Raw genomic sequence first — 13,834 nt, forward strand, 5'->3', positions numbered from 1 at the left:
GTATAAGAGACAGGCGTCCGGGGGGAAGACGGCGTCGAGCTCGTCCTCGACGAAGGGGCGGAAGCGCTCCCGGACGAGGACCTCCGGCAGGTGGGTGTCGCGGGCCTGCTCCAGGCCCTGGAGGAGCAAGTCCTTCACGAAGGCGCCGTCGAGCACCTTGGAGTCGAAGTAGCTCTTCTCCACCCGGGCCGCGTTGACCAGGACGATGCGGTCCACGCCCAGCGAGGCCACGGCGGGGAGGACCTTCTTGAGCGCCTTGGGCCGGGGGATGGCGAGCAGCAGGTCGATGCCCGCGCGCGGCGGGGGGGCTTCCGTGAGGGTGACGCGCAGGTGGAGGACGCCGGGGGTGTTCTCCAGCACCTCGCCGGTGCCGATGAGCCCGCCCAGGCGGCCGACCCGCAGGGATTCGCCGGGCTCGGCGCGGAGCACCTCGCGGGCGTGCAGGGCGCGGCGGCCGGTGAGGCGCGCGGTGCCGTCCGGAAGGAAGTCCTCGTCGAAGAGCAGCAGCAGGTTCACGGGACGCTTCTGTACCCCGGCTGGAGGGCGCCGTGGGGCCCTTCTTCCCTCCAGGACGGCCCTGGAGCGCCCGGCTCCCTGGCTGGTGGCGTGCCCTTCCACCGGCAGTGCTTGCCCGGCCCCGGGCCGTGCCGTAAAGCCGGGCTGTGCGTTCCCTTTGTCTTCGCTGCCATCGCCCCGAGAGCACCTGCTACTGCTCGCAACTGCCCCCTCGGCTGGACACTCGCACCCGCGTCGTCTTCCTCCAGCATCCGCGTGAGCGCCGCGTGGCCATTGGCACCGCGCGCATGGCGCACCTGGCGCTGGCCAACTCCGAGCTTCACCACGGCGTCGACTTCACCGGCCACACCCGGCTGGAGGAGCTGGCCGCGGACCCCGACTCCGTCGCCGTGCTCTTTCCGGGTGAAGACGCCATCTCGGTGGAGCAGGCGCGCGCGCGTCCGCCGAAGACGCTCATCGTGGTGGATGGCACGTGGCCGCAGGCGAAGAAGGTCGTCTCCCGGAACCCGCTGCTGGCCGGGCTGCCGCGCATCGGCTTCGTGCCTCGCCGCCCGAGCAACTACCGCATCCGCGCGGAGCCCGCGGACCACTGCGTCTCCACCATCGAGGCGGTGGTGGAGATTCTGGGGCTGCTGGAGGGCGAGCCGGAGCGCTTCGACACGATGTTGAAGGCGTTCGAGTACATGGTGGACACGCAGTTGGGGCGGCAGTCGACCCGGACGTCGCCGAACCGGCGCCGCATCCACTTTGGCCCGTGGCGGCCGCCGCAGGAGCTGCGCTCCGTGGCGGAGGACTTCGAGAAGCTCGTCGTCTTCTATGGCGAGGCGAATGCGCATCCGACGGGCGCGGACATTCCCGCGGAGCTGGTGCACATGGTGGCGTGTCGTCCGTCCACGGGTGAGCGCTTCGAGGCCGTCATCGCGCCCGAGCAGCCGCTGGCTCGCAGCACCACGCTGCATGTGGAGTTGTCGGAAGAGGTGCTGCGCGCGGGAGAGCCTCGGGCGCAGGCGCTGGAGCGGTTCGAGCGTTTCCTTCGGCCCGAGGACGAGCTGGCGGTGTGGACGACGTTCGCGCTCGATTTGCTGTGGAGCGGCGGTGTGAAGCGCAGGCCCGCGAGGAACGTGCGGCTGGCCACGGCGAGGGCGCTGGAGGGCAAGGCCGGGGGCGTGGAGCACGCGATGGAGCTGCTGGGCGGCCCGGAGGTGCCCCCGTGGGCGCCCGGGCGCGCGGGCACTCGCATCCGCGCGCTGGAGTCCGTGCTGCGCGTGCTGGTGGAGCGTGGCCGTGCGCAGGAGCCGATGAAGCGGGTGAAGCAGCAGCGCACGGGGACCGAGGGCTGATGCGTCGGCGCCGGCCCCAGCGCGCGACGAGAAGGGCTCATGCAGCAGCGCGGCGTTGGTCTCGCGAGATCAGCGATGAGACCCCTCAGGGCATCAATCCGCGCGGCGCCGGCTTCGTGATTCGAGGCCCGTGACGGCGAGCGTTCAGGGCAGCAGCGCGGCGCCGGCCTCGCGCACGTAGCGACCGCGCGGGAAGTCGTTCAGGTACTGGCGATACTCCGTCTTCGCGTCCTGTCCCTGGAGGCGTGCCTCGAAGCACCGTGCGCGCAGGTAGCGCGCCTGCTCGCGGTGGTCCTTGCGCGGGCTCTTGGCCGCGATTTCCTCCAGGCCCGCGAGGAAGTTTTCACACGTCCGTGGCCCCTCCTGGATTCGCGCGTAGCCGAGGAACCGCTCATCCGCGTCCTTCGACAAGAGGGACATGGGGCTGAGCCCTCCCTTCTTCTTCTTGGGCTCGGGATGCTCCGCCACCTCCACCGGCTGCGTTGGCGCGGGAGACGGGGCCGTCACCACTGGCGCCGGAAGAGGCGTCGCGGGCAGCGTCTCCGTCACCGATGGCGCGGGGTAGGGCGCGAACTCCTGGCTCGGGTCCGAGGGAGTGCGTGCCCTGGTGGCCGCCGGGGGCGTGGCCATGGCGACGAGGCTCGGCGGCGGTGACGCGGGCTCAGCAGCAGTCTTCTCAGCTGTCCCCGGTGGCGTGATGGGCGGAGCCTGGGCCTTCTCCTGTCGCGGTTTCAGGGAGGCGGCCACCACGTTCGACTTGCTCTCCACCTTCTTGAGCGGCTCCTTCGCGAGCGCGGGCTTCACGGTGCTCGGCGTCTGGGGCACATGGGCCACGGCTGGCACCACGGTGGGCGCCGCTTCAGGCGTGCTCGCACCCGTGGGCACCGTCGGGCCCACCTCCTGCGTGGAGGACTCGGTGGGCGGGTCCATGGCCTCGAGCGCCTCACGGTCCGGCACGGACAGGGGCGCCTGGTACAACGCGTCCTGCTCCTCGAACAACTCCACGCGCTCGCCCGCGCCCACCATCCGCGCGGGATGGCCTTCCATCTCTACCCGGACGCGGCCCTCGGACACCGCCACCGAGGCGCCCAGGAGCGTGCGCGCCACGGTGAACACCGTGCCCACCACCGACACGCGCAGGCCCGCGACGTCCACGCGGAAGCCGCGCCGCTCGGCGTGCGAGGCCTGCACCGACAACCGGCCCTGGCGCACCGTGAGGTGCACGTCGCTCGCCTCCGCGCGAGACAGCTCCACCTCCGAGTCCGCCGACAACCTCACCCGGCTCGCGTCCGGCAACCGCAACATCGCGGAGGCTCGCGACGGAGTCTTCACCGCCGTCCCCGAGCGCAACCGCATTCCAGCGCGCAGGGCCTGCTCCGCGCCACCGCGCTCCCGAATCATCGCGCCCGTCGTGCTCTCCGCTCGCGCCGACTCCTGCTCGGCGGTGGTCGTGGGCGTGCCCATCGCCACCGCTGCCTCGGGCGTCGGAGCCGGCTGTTCCGCGCGGACTGCTTCAGGAGGCAGAGTGCTCGTCGGTGCCACCGTCGCTCGGGACACCCAGAGCGCCAGCACCACGGCACAGGTGCCCGCGAGCGCCCAGGGCCACCGCTGCGTGCGTCTCGCGGTCGCCGTGCTCACGTTCGGCCAGACCGACGTGGACTTCCCTTCCTGGGCTCCGGGCCGGCGTGCTTCATCCGAGCCTCGCGGGGTCGCCGTGCTCCACGGCCACCGCATCCTCGAGGCCTTCGCCTCCATGCGCGCGGCGGCCTCGGCGCGCAGCTTCGCGCCCACCGCGTCCCAGTTCACCTGGGGCTCCACGCTCCGGACCTCGTGCAGCATCTCTCGACTGGTCCGCACCTGCTCCAACTCGACGGTGCACGTGGCGCAGCTCGACAGGTGCGCGCGCGTGCTCGCCGTCTCCTCGGCGCTCAACTCGTTCGCCACCAGCGCCCACAGTGCCCGCGCCTCAGGGTGCGCCATGAGGGCCTCCGGGGCGGCGGGTGGCGAGCAGTCGCTGCATGGCCTCGTTGAACTCCAATCGCGCGTGATGCAGGCGGCTGCGGACGGTGTTGGGCGAGCTTCCCACGGCCTCGGCGATTTCGTCCGGGCTCATTCCGCACAGCTCGTAGTACACGAAGACGATTCGCTTCTTCGGCTTGAGCTTCTCCAGCGCCGCCTCCACCAGCCGAGCCGCCTGCCGCCGCTGCGCGGCACGCTCGGGGTCCTCGTCCGGGGATTCGCACTCGGGCGGCTCCGCGACGGAGTCCTCCGGTCTGCGCCGCTTCCAGCGCAGGTGCGACAGCGCCACGTTCGAGCACACCCGATAGAAGAACGTCTTGAAGCGCGACTCGCCCCGGAAGCCCTTCACCGCCGTCAGCAGCCGCAGGTACACCTCCTGGAGCAGGTCCTCCACGTCCACGCGGTTGCCCACCAGGTGCCGCAAGGTGCGCGCGGCGTCCACCCGGGTCAGCTCATAGAGACACTCGAAGGCGGTGAGGTCGCCTTCCTGGAGCCGGCGCACCAGCAGGTGCAACTGGGGCTCGTCGGAGGACGTGGGAGGTAAGGAAGGGCCCTGTCCTGGGCGCTCCTCGGGCGAGGCGGCCGGCGCCAATGCCTGGGCTTCGCGGAAGATCACCGGACGCTCTCCCTCCGGGACGCGCCATGAGGTCCCCCCCTGTAGGAGCGCCCCACCGTCCATGTGAAAGGTCCAGGCCAGCACACTACCTCCGTGCCCCTGGGTCGCCGCAGCGACGTGCGCCGATCAAAAAAGATTTTTGATCAGCTGTCTGCCGCGCGGAGACGAACGCGGGTGAAACCGGACAACCCACCCGGTGGCCGGACCGGTTCCCCGCAGCACGGAGTCCCCGCTCATGAACCACCCCGCACGCGGCCTGCTGGCGCCGCTCCTGCTGTTGTTCGCTTTCTCAGGCTGCATCATCCGCGAGAACGATGACAGTTGGCTGGACGACGAGGACCTCTGCTACTGCGCCACCAACGCCGACTGTGACGCGGACCAGTACTGCCGCTCTGGCTACTGTCGCGACATGGGGACGAACCCGGACCGGTGTTCCGGCTCGCTCGATTGCCCCGGGACGCAGATCTGCATCAACTCCGTCTGCAACCAGCCCTGCACCCGCACGGGTGAGTGCTCCTCCGGTGGCAAGTGCGAGGACGGCTTCTGCACCCCTGGCCCCTCCCAGCCTCCTCCGCGTGACGCCGGTCCGAAACCCGACGCGGGTCCCCGCCCGGATGCCGGTGACGGTGGCTCTCGCCCGGACGGCGGCTCGTGGCCCGACGGCGGTCATCCTCCGATGGATGGCGGTCCTGGTCCCGTGTGCCAGGTGAACGCGGATTGCGGCACGGGGAACTACTGCATCAACAACCAGTGCCACCGCGGCTGCGTGACGGACGGGCAGTGCTCCAACACCGAGTCGTGTGTCTTCGGAGTGTGCCGCCCGCGTCCGCCGGATCCGAACGCGTGCCGCACGGCGGGCGACTGCTCGGGCGGGAAGGACTGCGTGGACGGCCAGTGCCGTGCGCAGTGCGAGTCCACCACGCAGTGCCCCTCGGACCAGTCCTGCCAGATTGGCTACTGCCTGCCCATTCCCCACGGCGGGGAGTGCCGCGCCAACTGCGAGTGCCCCTCGGGCCAGGTCTGCTCCAACGGCCAGTGCCGCTCCACGGAGCCGGACCCGGGCCAGACGTGTCTGGCCAACTGCGACTGCCCCTCCGGTCAGGTCTGCAACGGCGGCTACTGCCGTCCTCCCGCGCCGCCGCCTCCTCCTCCGGACGCGGGCTCGGGCACCACCTGCGCGGCCAACTGCGACTGCCCCTCCGGTCAGGTGTGCTCCAGCGGCTACTGCCGCGCGCCTCCGCCTCCCACTCCTCCTGACGCGGGCACCACCACGGTGTGCCGCGCCAACTGCGAGTGCCCCGCGGGACAGCTGTGCAAGGACGGCGCGTGCAAGACGGTGAACCAGGGCAGCGGCAAGTCGTGCGTGGCCAACTGCGAGTGCCCCGCCGGCGAGCGCTGCCAGGACAACGTCTGCTGGCTGTAGTCCGTCACGCCTGGTGGCGCCCGGAAGTCCTCAGGGCGCCACCATCCGCCAGCAGCGGTGGATGTCCTTGCGCTGGAAGTCCTCGGGGATGGAGGCCGGTGTGAGCTCCTCCACGGACTTCCAGCCGCGCGTCGCCTTGTCGTCGAGCTGGAAGCCGAGGAAGTTGTTGGAGAAGTAGAGGACGCCTCCGGGTGACAACAGTGCCCGGAGTGCGTCCAGCAGGCGCGGGTGATCTCTCTGCACGTTGAACGAGCCCGTCATCTTCTTCGAGGTGGAGAAGGAGGGCGGGTCGCAGACGATGAGGTCATAGCGCTCGGGGCCTCGGGCCTGGGCCTCCACCCACGCCTTCGCGTCCGCGCGGATGAGCTCGTGGCGTGAGCTCGCCAGCCCATTCAGGTCCAGGTTGTCCTCGGCCCAGTCCAGATACGAGTTGGACAGGTCCACCGTCACCGTGCTCGCGGCCCCACCGGCGGCGGCGTACACGGTGAACGCGCCGGTGTATGCGAAGAGGTTGAGGAAGCGCTTGCCCTTGGCCTCCTCGCGCACGCGCTGACGGGTGTCGCGGTGGTCCATGAAGAGGCCGGTGTCCAGGTAGTCGCCCAGGTTGACCCAGAACTTCAGGCCCCGCTCCTCGACGACGAGCCGTCCGCTGCCTTGGCCCACGCGGCCGTACTGCGCGCGGCCCCACGGCTGGGGCGTGTGCGTCTTGACGAAGATGCGCTCGGCGGGGACCTCCAGCACCTCTGTCACCGCGGCGAGCACGTCCGTGCGCTGCGTCTCCGCCGTGCCGGACTTGAGTGCGCGGCGATGGGGATACTCGGTGACGTGGATGCAGTCGCCGTAGAGGTCCACCGCGAAGGGGTACTCGGGGATGTCCCTGTCGTAGACGCGGAAGGCCGTCAGCCCGCGGGCCTGGGCCCACTTGCGGAAATGCTTCGCGCCCTTGCGCAGCCGGTTGGCGAACATCGCCGCCTCGGTCGTCCCGGGGGCGTCCTTGCCATGACTCTCTTTGGGGTCAGCCATCTCGGCCCCACTCATCCCCGACTCGCGGACGGACGACAAGCGCCGTGAGGCCGCTCGGGGGCTTTCAAGTGACGAAGCGCCCGCACCCGCGTGAGGATTGCGGCACGAGCCCGGGGAAGGAAGACTTCTGCGCCATGAGCGTGCGCGTCGAGAAGAGCGGCCCCATCACCACCGTCGTCCTCCAGCGGCCCGAGGTGCGCAATGCCGTGGACGGCGCCACCGCCTGGCTCCTGGCGGACGCCTTCCGCGCCTTCGACGCCGACCCCGACGCACGCGTGGGAGTCCTCCACGGCGACGGCGGCACCTTCTGCGCGGGCGCGGACCTCAAGGCCGTCTCCGAGGGCCGGATGCCTCGGCTTCAAGTCGACGGAGATGGCCCGATGGGCCCGTCGCGCATGATGTTGAGCAAGCCCGTCATCGCGGCGATTTCAGGCCATGCCGTGGCGGGTGGGCTGGAGCTGGCGCTGTGGTGCGACTTGCGCGTGGCGGAGGAGGACGCGGTGCTGGGCGTCTTCTGTCGGCGCTGGGGCGTGCCGCTCATCGACGGCGGCACGGTGCGGCTGCCCCGGCTCATCGGCCTGTCCCGGGCCATGGACCTCATCCTCACCGGACGCCCCGTGTCGGCCCAGGAGGCGCTGGCCATGGGACTGGTCAACCGCGTGGTGCCTCGGGGGCAGGCTCGCGAGGCGGCCGAGGCGCTCGCTCGGGAAGTGGCCGCGTTTCCGCAGGCTTGCATGAACGCGGACCGCGCCTCCGCCTACGCCCAGGGGGGCCTGGGCCTGGAGGAAGCGCTGCGTCAGGAGTTCGTGGGGGGCGTGAAGGTGCTGGAGTCGGAGTCCATCGCCGGGGCCACGCGCTTCGCGAAGGGGGCCGGACGGCACGGGACGTTCGAGTAGGGCAGAGGCTGGTGCGCGGCCAAGGGGGCTGTGTTACTCCCCCGCCCATGCGCTTCGACACTCTCGCCATCCATGCCGGTCAGGAGCCGGACCCCACGACGGGCGCCATCATGACCCCCGTCTACCTGACCTCCACCTACGTCCAGGACGGGCCCGGGGAGCACAAGGGCTACGAGTACAGCCGGACGCAGAATCCCACCCGCAAGGCGCTCCAGGACTGTCTGGCCGCGCTGGAAGGCGCGAAGTACGGCGCCGCCTTCGCCTCCGGCCTCGCGGGCACGGACATGCTGATGCACATGTTGGATCACGGTGACCACGTCATCGTCTCCGACGACGTCTACGGCGGCACCTTCCGCCTCTTCGACAAGGTCTACAAGCGCTGCGGCCTGAACTTCTCCTTCGTCGACCTGTCCGCCCCGGGTGCCTTCGAGGCGGCGATTACGCCCAAGACGAAGATGGTGTGGGTGGAGACCCCCACCAACCCGATGCTCAAGCTCATCGACCTGGCGCGCATCGCCGAGGTCGCCAAGAAGCACAACATCCTGGCTGTCGCCGACAACACCTTCATGACGCCGTACTTCCAGAAGCCTCTGGACCTCGGCTTCGACGTGGTGGCGCACTCCACCACCAAGTACCTCAACGGACACAGCGACGTGGTGGGCGGCTTCGTCTGCACCAGCCGCGATGACGTGGCCGAGCGGATGTACTTCCTCCAGAACGCGGTGGGCGGCGTGTCCGGCGCCTTCGACAGCTTCCTCGTGCTGCGCGGCGTGAAGACGCTCCATGTCCGCATGGACCGCCACGCCGAGAACGCGATGAAGGTGTCCCAGTTCCTCGCCACGCACCCCAAGGTGAAGAAGGTCACCTACCCGGGCCTGGAGACGCATCCGCAGCACGCGCTCGCGCGTCAGCAGATGACGGGCTTCGGCGGCATGGTGACGTTCGACATCCACGGCGGCCTGGAGGCGGCGCGCACCTTCCTCAAGACGGTGAAGGTCTTCGCCTGCGCCGAGTCGCTCGGCGGCGTCGAGTCCCTCATCGAGCACCCGGCCATCATGACCCACGCCTCCGTGCCCAAGGAGACGCGCGAGAAGCTCGGCATCGCCGATGGCTTCATCCGCCTGTCCGTCGGCATCGAGGACTCGAGAGACCTCATCGATGACCTGGCCCAGGCGCTCGAAGCGGCGAAGTAGGCCGCTCGCCGTCTGAAGCCAGACTGGCTTCCAAGGGCCTCCCCGCTCCCTCGCACCCGGGACGCGCGGAGGCCCTTCGTCTGTCCATGCCCTGCCAGACATGGCTCGCGCTCGGCCGCCCTCCTGCCTGGAGGGAAGGGCGAGTGTCCAGTAATGGAATGTCGCCGGATGGGTTCCGTTTGGGCTCCCATCATGAGCGACCGAAGGATTCTCACCACATGCTTCATGGGTGCGCTGCTCGCCGCCGTTGCTGGCTGCGACGAACAGCCGCTCACACCCGTAGACACTGCTGTTGTTCCCCCCGAAAACCCCACGACGGAGCTCCAGGGCTCCGAGGCCGCGCTGACGGCGCCCGACTGCCGCATGCTCACCACCGCCTCGGTGGTGGCCAGTGGTGACGACGGAGATGGCAGCGTCGCGGCCAACTCGCAGGACGACAACCTGAACACGCGCTGGAGCGGCCCGGGCGTGGGCGCGTTTCTCACGTTGGATTTGGGCTCGTCGCAGACGCTGGTGGGCACCACCGTGGCGTGGCACCGGGGCAACGAGCGACAGAACCACTTCGTCCTCTCCACGTCGGAGAATGGCACCACCTTCACCCAGGCGTACGCGGCCGACAGCGCGTTGAACAACCTGTCGCAGACGTATGCGTTCAGCGCGCGCAAGGCCCGCTACGTGCGCATCACCGTGAATGGCAACACGGTGAATGACTGGGCCTCCATCGCCGAGGCCCGTGCGTGTGGTGAGCAGACCGCGCCGCCCGCGCCCACGGCGGACTCCGGGCCGGTGTTGCCGCGCCTTCCGTACCTCCAGAGCGTGGGGCCCACGAGCGCCATCGTCGCGTTCCGCTCCAGCGCGTCCTGCACGCCGTTCGTCCGCTTCGGCGAGGGCTCGCTCCTGGCGCGCACGGCGATGGCCACCGTCGCGGGCTGGCGTCACGCGGTGGTGCTGACGGGTCTGCAGCCGGGCCGCGCGTATGGCTACAGCGTGGAGGCGTGTGGCTCCGTCACGGGCCTGAGGACGTTCCGCACGGCGTCCGCGCCGGGGACGCAGCGCGTGCGTTTCACCACGATGGGCGACTTCGGCACCGGAGGCTCCGCGCAGTCGAAGGTGATGGCGATGATGAACAAGCCCGAGTGGCGCGGAGAGTTCCTCGTCGCGCTGGGGGACAACGCCTACTCCGACGGCACCGAGCAGGAGTTCCAGGACCGCATGTTCAAGCCCATGGGGACGCTCCTGCGCGAGGTGCCGGTGTTCCCCTCGCTGGGCAATCACGAGTACGTGACGAACCAGGGGCAGCCGTACCTGGACAACTTCTACCTGCCCGCCAACAACCCGGCGAAGAGCGAGCGCTACTACTCCTTCGACTGGGGCAACGTGCACTTCACCGCGCTCGACTCCAACTGCGCCATCGGCATGGCGTCGGCGGACCGGTGCTCGGCGGCGGCGCAGAAGGCGTGGGCGGAGCAGGACCTGGCGGCCAGCGCGCTGCCTTGGAAGGTCGTCTTCTTCCACCATCCGCCCTGGTCCAGCGGCGAGCACGGCTCCCAGCTCACCATGCGCCGCACGTACGGCCCGCTCTTCGAGAAGTACGGCGTGGACCTGGTGCTCACCGGGCATGACCACAACTACGAGCGCAGCAAGCCGATGAAGGGTGACGCCGTGGCGGCGTCTGGCACGCGCGGCATTCCCTATGTCGTGGTGGGCAGCGGTGGCGCGACGCTGCGGCCCTTCGCGGGCAGCCAGCCCTCCTGGACGGCGCTGCGCGACAACCAGGTGTATGGCTTCATGGACGTGGTGGTGGATGGCGGCACGCTGACGGCGCGGCTCATCACCTCCACGGGCACGGTGCGCGACACCCTCACGCTGACGAAGTCGCTGCCGACGGTGCGCGCGGCGTCCCTGAAGCTGGCGCCGCTGGAGACGGTGCCTGGCCCCGTGGATGACCCGGCCCGCATGCCCGAGAGTCTGCGGGCCCGGCCGCCGCTGCCTCCGGCGGACCGGCTGGAGGACGTGGCCGATGCGCCAGAGCCTCCCGTGGTGCCCGAGGCCGAGTAATCACGGTGTAACGACACCCGGTATCGACAAGGGCCTCCCGTGGGAACGCGGGAGGCCCTGCTGTTTGGGGCCTGGGACTACGGCCGCGCGGCCTTCGCGTTGACGGTGGCCTCCAGGCGGGACAGGCCGCGCTTGAGCTCGGCCAGCTCGGCCTTGAGCGTGTCGACCTCGGCGGTCTTCTCGCGCAGCTCCCGGGTGCGGGCCTCCAGCGCCTTGATGGCGGCCAGGTTCACCCCGTCGATGTCGAGCATGCCGATGCTCGTGTCGCCCGAGCCCAGGCCGAAGGCCGCCCGGAAGTCCTGCGCCATGGGGCCCATGTGCAGCACGCCGGTCTGCTCCTGCTTGTAGCGCCAGGTCGAGATGGGCAGCTCGGAGACCTTGGTCAGCAGCAGCTCGCCATCGACGTTCCGGAAGCCCTCCTTCTGGTTCCGGTCCGACGTGCAGTTGAACGCGCCGCTGCCCGCCGCCAGGTCACAACCGGTGGTGAGGTCGGCGCTGCTGCGCAGGCGGATGCCACCCGCGGCGCGCACCATGAACTGGTTGTTGGCGGTGTTGGAGGCGACGTTGCTATTCGACTGGTCCCCCCAGATGAACGAGCCGGTGCGGCCATCCGTCGACACCCGCTGGCCCAGCGCGATGCCGTAGTCGGAGTTCGCCGTGACGCGATACCCCAGCGCGATGGCTCCCGTGCCGGTGGCGATGCTCGAGAAACCCAGGGCGGTGGACGAGGTGCCCGTCGCGGAGTTCGAGAAGCCCATCGACACGCTGCCGGGACCGCTGGCGAGGCTGCCGTTGCCGATGCACGCCGCGGAGCCGCCGCTCGCCACGCAGTTCTCACCCATGGAGAACGACGCCCTCCCGCTGGCGCTGGAGAGGTTGCCACCCGCCCAGGAGAACAGCCCGATGGCGCTGTCGTCCCATTGCGTCTCGGCGTGGCCCGCGCGGAAGGCTCCCTTGTGGGGCGCCCACATGAGGCGGGTTCCTGTGCCCGACATCGGGAGCGTGCCCTGGCCCTGCTCGCCTCGCGCCAGCAATCCGCCCGCCGAGTCCACGGTGAGCAGCGGGAACGCCGTCCAGTTCACTCCGTCCGAGGCCGTGTTCTGGAGCTTCAGCAGGGCCGTGGGCGTGGCGATGGCCGTCGTCGCGTCGACGAGCACGTCGGACCGCGTCGTCATCCGTCCTCGCGTGGTGCCCGTCCCCGCCAGCGAGAACGAGGCCTCCTGCGCGAGCACGCCATTCTGGATGTAGTTGGCGCTGCCCGGCAGGGGCTGGCGCGCATCGCTGAGGCGCGGGTCGCCGCTCGGCACTGGCGCGTTGGCACCGCTCCCGTACGGCAGGCTCAGCACGTTGTCCTTCAGCTCCAACCCCATCCCCACCTGCCAGTTCGGGCCTACGGGGCCTTGTGGGCCAACGGCACCCTCCGGGCCGGCGACACCCTGCGGGCCAGGGGCGCCTTGCGGCCCAGCAACGCCTTGCGGCCCTGTGGGACCTTGCGGCCCATCGGCGCCCAGCGGGCCAGGGGCGCCTTGCGGCCCAGGGGCGCCCGGAGGCCCGACGGAGCCTTGAGGCCCTTGCAGTCCCTGGCCGCCCTGCGCGCCGTTTGCTCCATCGGACCCACCACAGCCCAGGCCGGCGAAGACGACTCCCAGCGCGGCCAGCCACGTCCCGACCTTCATTCGATTCCTCCTGGCGGATAGGGCGAGGAGCTTACAGCCCTACGCGCCAGGTCTTCTCGGGAGTTGCGGGTCCTTCAGTGTCGTACCCCTGGCGCTGGCTGCCCGGCGATGACCGCCCAGGTGGCGAGCGCGCTATTGACGCTGGTCCAGTACCCGTAGGCCTCGTAGTACCAGACGGCCCAGTGCGCCTGCATGTCGAGCCGGCTGGGCTCCGCCGGCAGGTCTCCGTTGATTTGAGGGTCCGAGGCGTTGCGGATGACGAGCCACAGGGGTGCGGTGTTACCCAGCTCCTGGGCCACCAGGCCGAGCACCGCGTCTCCCATCTCCACGCCCGCGCCGACGGCTTCCAGGCCGTTGCGCGAGGTACCGAACTCGAAGAAGTCGGTGGTGAGGATGGGGTGGAAGGCGGGCATATCCCTGGCGTCGAGCTTGATGTCGGGGTTGTTGCGTGGGCCCGGGAGCAGGGGGCCGTTGAAGGCGTAGCGCTTGGTGGGAGGCCCGAAGTCCGGCTCGCCGAGCTGTGGCGCGTGCTGGGCCATCAGCCGCTCCGCGTCGGCGAAGTAGCGGGTGGGGACGTCGAACTCGCAGCGATATGTCTTGTCGTTGAAGGGCTCCTCGCGGAACTCCTGGGACAGGCGGAAGCGGGCGGCGCGGGTGATGATGACGTCGCCCAGCTCGTGGTCCTCGAAGGTCGCCCCCGCGGTGCCCACGGTGATGACCATGCGAGGCTTCACCTCCCGCAGGAGCTGGTGGAACAAGTCCTTCACGGGCAGCGTCGCGGTGCCGACGCCGGTGCGCACGCCGTCCTGGTTGAGGTGCAGCTCCGACTTGAAGCACAGCACCCGCCGGCCGCCGATGTCGGTGAGGAACCAGCTTCCCAGGCGCTGCACGCGCTGGGCGGGCGCCGACTTGCGGATGAGCGGCTGGTAGTGGCTCTGGAAGTTCCGGTCGTATGGGTACCAGGCGGTGCGCCGGACGCCCGGAGTGAGGGTGTCCGCCAGGGCTTCGACTTCCGCGACGGTCCACGTGACGACCAGGTAGTCGGCCTGCGGAAGCGCGGCGCCGGGCTGGGGC

The 13,834-nt window shown here is 70.2% G+C and carries 12 protein-coding genes; 5 read left to right on the top strand and 7 right to left on the bottom strand.

The annotated features are described in order from the left end of the window. Positions 1–516 (bottom strand): 16S rRNA (uracil(1498)-N(3))-methyltransferase (locus tag HUW62_RS39235; protein WP_176437327.1); only part of this gene is annotated, 516 nt, incomplete at its 3' end. A 146-nt stretch (positions 517–662) separates the two neighbouring features. Here HUW62_RS39235 and HUW62_RS39240 point away from each other — a divergent pair. After that, a complete protein-coding gene (locus HUW62_RS39240; RefSeq protein ID WP_163866835.1) occupies positions 663–1,856 on the top strand; it encodes a DTW domain-containing protein in 1,194 nt (397 codons plus the stop codon). A gap of 144 nt (positions 1,857–2,000) precedes the next feature. On the opposite strand, the gene HUW62_RS39245 is transcribed toward HUW62_RS39240, so the two are convergent. Next, positions 2,001–3,836 (bottom strand): FecR domain-containing protein, encoded by a 1,836-nt coding sequence (locus HUW62_RS39245; protein ID WP_176437328.1) that lies wholly within the window; start codon positions 3,834–3,836, stop codon positions 2,001–2,003. Beyond that, a complete protein-coding gene (locus tag HUW62_RS39250; protein WP_176437329.1) occupies positions 3,823–4,491 on the bottom strand; it encodes an RNA polymerase sigma factor in 669 nt (222 codons plus the stop codon). The genes HUW62_RS39245 and HUW62_RS39250 overlap by 14 nt, the downstream gene beginning before the upstream one ends. A 235-nt stretch (positions 4,492–4,726) precedes the next feature. On the opposite strand from HUW62_RS39250, the gene HUW62_RS39255 reads away from it, so the two are divergent. Beyond that, entirely contained in the window at positions 4,727–5,914 is a 1,188-nt protein-coding gene (locus HUW62_RS39255) for a hypothetical protein (protein ID WP_176437330.1), read from the top strand. 30 nt (positions 5,915–5,944) lie between these two features. On the opposite strand, the gene HUW62_RS39260 is transcribed toward HUW62_RS39255, so the two are convergent. Further along, positions 5,945–6,937, bottom strand: a complete 993-nt coding sequence (locus tag HUW62_RS39260) for a class I SAM-dependent methyltransferase (RefSeq protein ID WP_176437331.1) — start codon at positions 6,935–6,937, stop codon at positions 5,945–5,947. A 134-nt stretch (positions 6,938–7,071) separates the two neighbouring features. Here HUW62_RS39260 and HUW62_RS39265 point away from each other — a divergent pair, with 134 nt between their 5' ends. The 3 genes from HUW62_RS39265 (at position 7,072) to HUW62_RS39275 (ending at position 11,084) form a co-directional block, all read left to right on the top strand. Next, complete coding sequence (locus tag HUW62_RS39265; RefSeq protein ID WP_176437332.1) at positions 7,072–7,833, top strand: crotonase/enoyl-CoA hydratase family protein; 762 nt, start codon at positions 7,072–7,074, stop codon at positions 7,831–7,833. A 47-nt stretch (positions 7,834–7,880) separates the two neighbouring features. Then, positions 7,881–9,026, top strand: coding sequence for a cystathionine gamma-synthase (locus HUW62_RS39270; protein WP_176437333.1), 1,146 nt, complete (start codon positions 7,881–7,883; stop codon positions 9,024–9,026). A gap of 192 nt (positions 9,027–9,218) precedes the next feature. Beyond that, positions 9,219–11,084, top strand: a complete 1,866-nt coding sequence (locus tag HUW62_RS39275; RefSeq protein WP_176437334.1) for a metallophosphoesterase — start codon at positions 9,219–9,221, stop codon at positions 11,082–11,084. A gap of 77 nt (positions 11,085–11,161) precedes the next feature. Here HUW62_RS39275 and HUW62_RS39280 read toward each other — a convergent pair whose 3' ends face one another. The 3 genes from HUW62_RS39280 to HUW62_RS39290 all read right to left on the bottom strand — a co-directional run. After that, positions 11,162–12,454 carry a tail fiber domain-containing protein gene (locus HUW62_RS39280; protein ID WP_176437336.1) on the bottom strand — a complete coding sequence of 431 codons (1,293 nt, stop codon included), beginning with the start codon at positions 12,452–12,454 and terminating at the stop codon, positions 11,162–11,164. Between the two features lie 20 nt (positions 12,455–12,474). Then, the gene (locus HUW62_RS39285; RefSeq protein WP_217911810.1) at positions 12,475–12,693 is read right to left on the bottom strand and encodes a hypothetical protein; all 219 of its coding nucleotides are present in this window, start codon (positions 12,691–12,693) and stop codon (positions 12,475–12,477) included. Positions 12,694–12,834: 141 nt separating this feature from the next. Beyond that, positions 12,835–13,834 (bottom strand): hypothetical protein (locus HUW62_RS39290; RefSeq protein WP_176437335.1); only part of this gene is annotated, 1,000 nt, incomplete at its 5' end.

Source organism: Myxococcus sp. AM011, assembly GCF_013372595.1.
Lineage (GTDB): Bacteria > Myxococcota > Myxococcia > Myxococcales > Myxococcaceae > Myxococcus > Myxococcus eversor.

Excerpts from the sequence above, each read along its gene's own strand:
- HUW62_RS39275 (WP_176437334.1), top strand. The coding sequence starts at position 9,219 with ATGAGCGACCGAAGGATTCTCACCACATGCTTCATGGGTGCGCTGCTC.
- HUW62_RS39260 (WP_176437331.1), bottom strand. The coding sequence starts at position 6,937 with ATGGCTGACCCCAAAGAGAGTCATGGCAAGGACGCCCCCGGGACGACC.
- HUW62_RS39255 (WP_176437330.1), top strand. The coding sequence starts at position 4,727 with ATGAACCACCCCGCACGCGGCCTGCTGGCGCCGCTCCTGCTGTTGTTC.
- HUW62_RS39280 (WP_176437336.1), bottom strand. The coding sequence starts at position 12,454 with ATGGGGTTGGAGCTGAAGGACAACGTGCTGAGCCTGCCGTACGGGAGC.
- HUW62_RS39270 (WP_176437333.1), top strand. The coding sequence starts at position 7,881 with ATGCGCTTCGACACTCTCGCCATCCATGCCGGTCAGGAGCCGGACCCC.
- HUW62_RS39245 (WP_176437328.1), bottom strand. The coding sequence starts at position 3,836 with ATGGCGCACCCTGAGGCGCGGGCACTGTGGGCGCTGGTGGCGAACGAG.
- HUW62_RS39265 (WP_176437332.1), top strand. The coding sequence starts at position 7,072 with ATGAGCGTGCGCGTCGAGAAGAGCGGCCCCATCACCACCGTCGTCCTC.
- HUW62_RS39285 (WP_217911810.1), bottom strand. The coding sequence starts at position 12,693 with ATGGAGCAAACGGCGCGCAGGGCGGCCAGGGACTGCAAGGGCCTCAAG.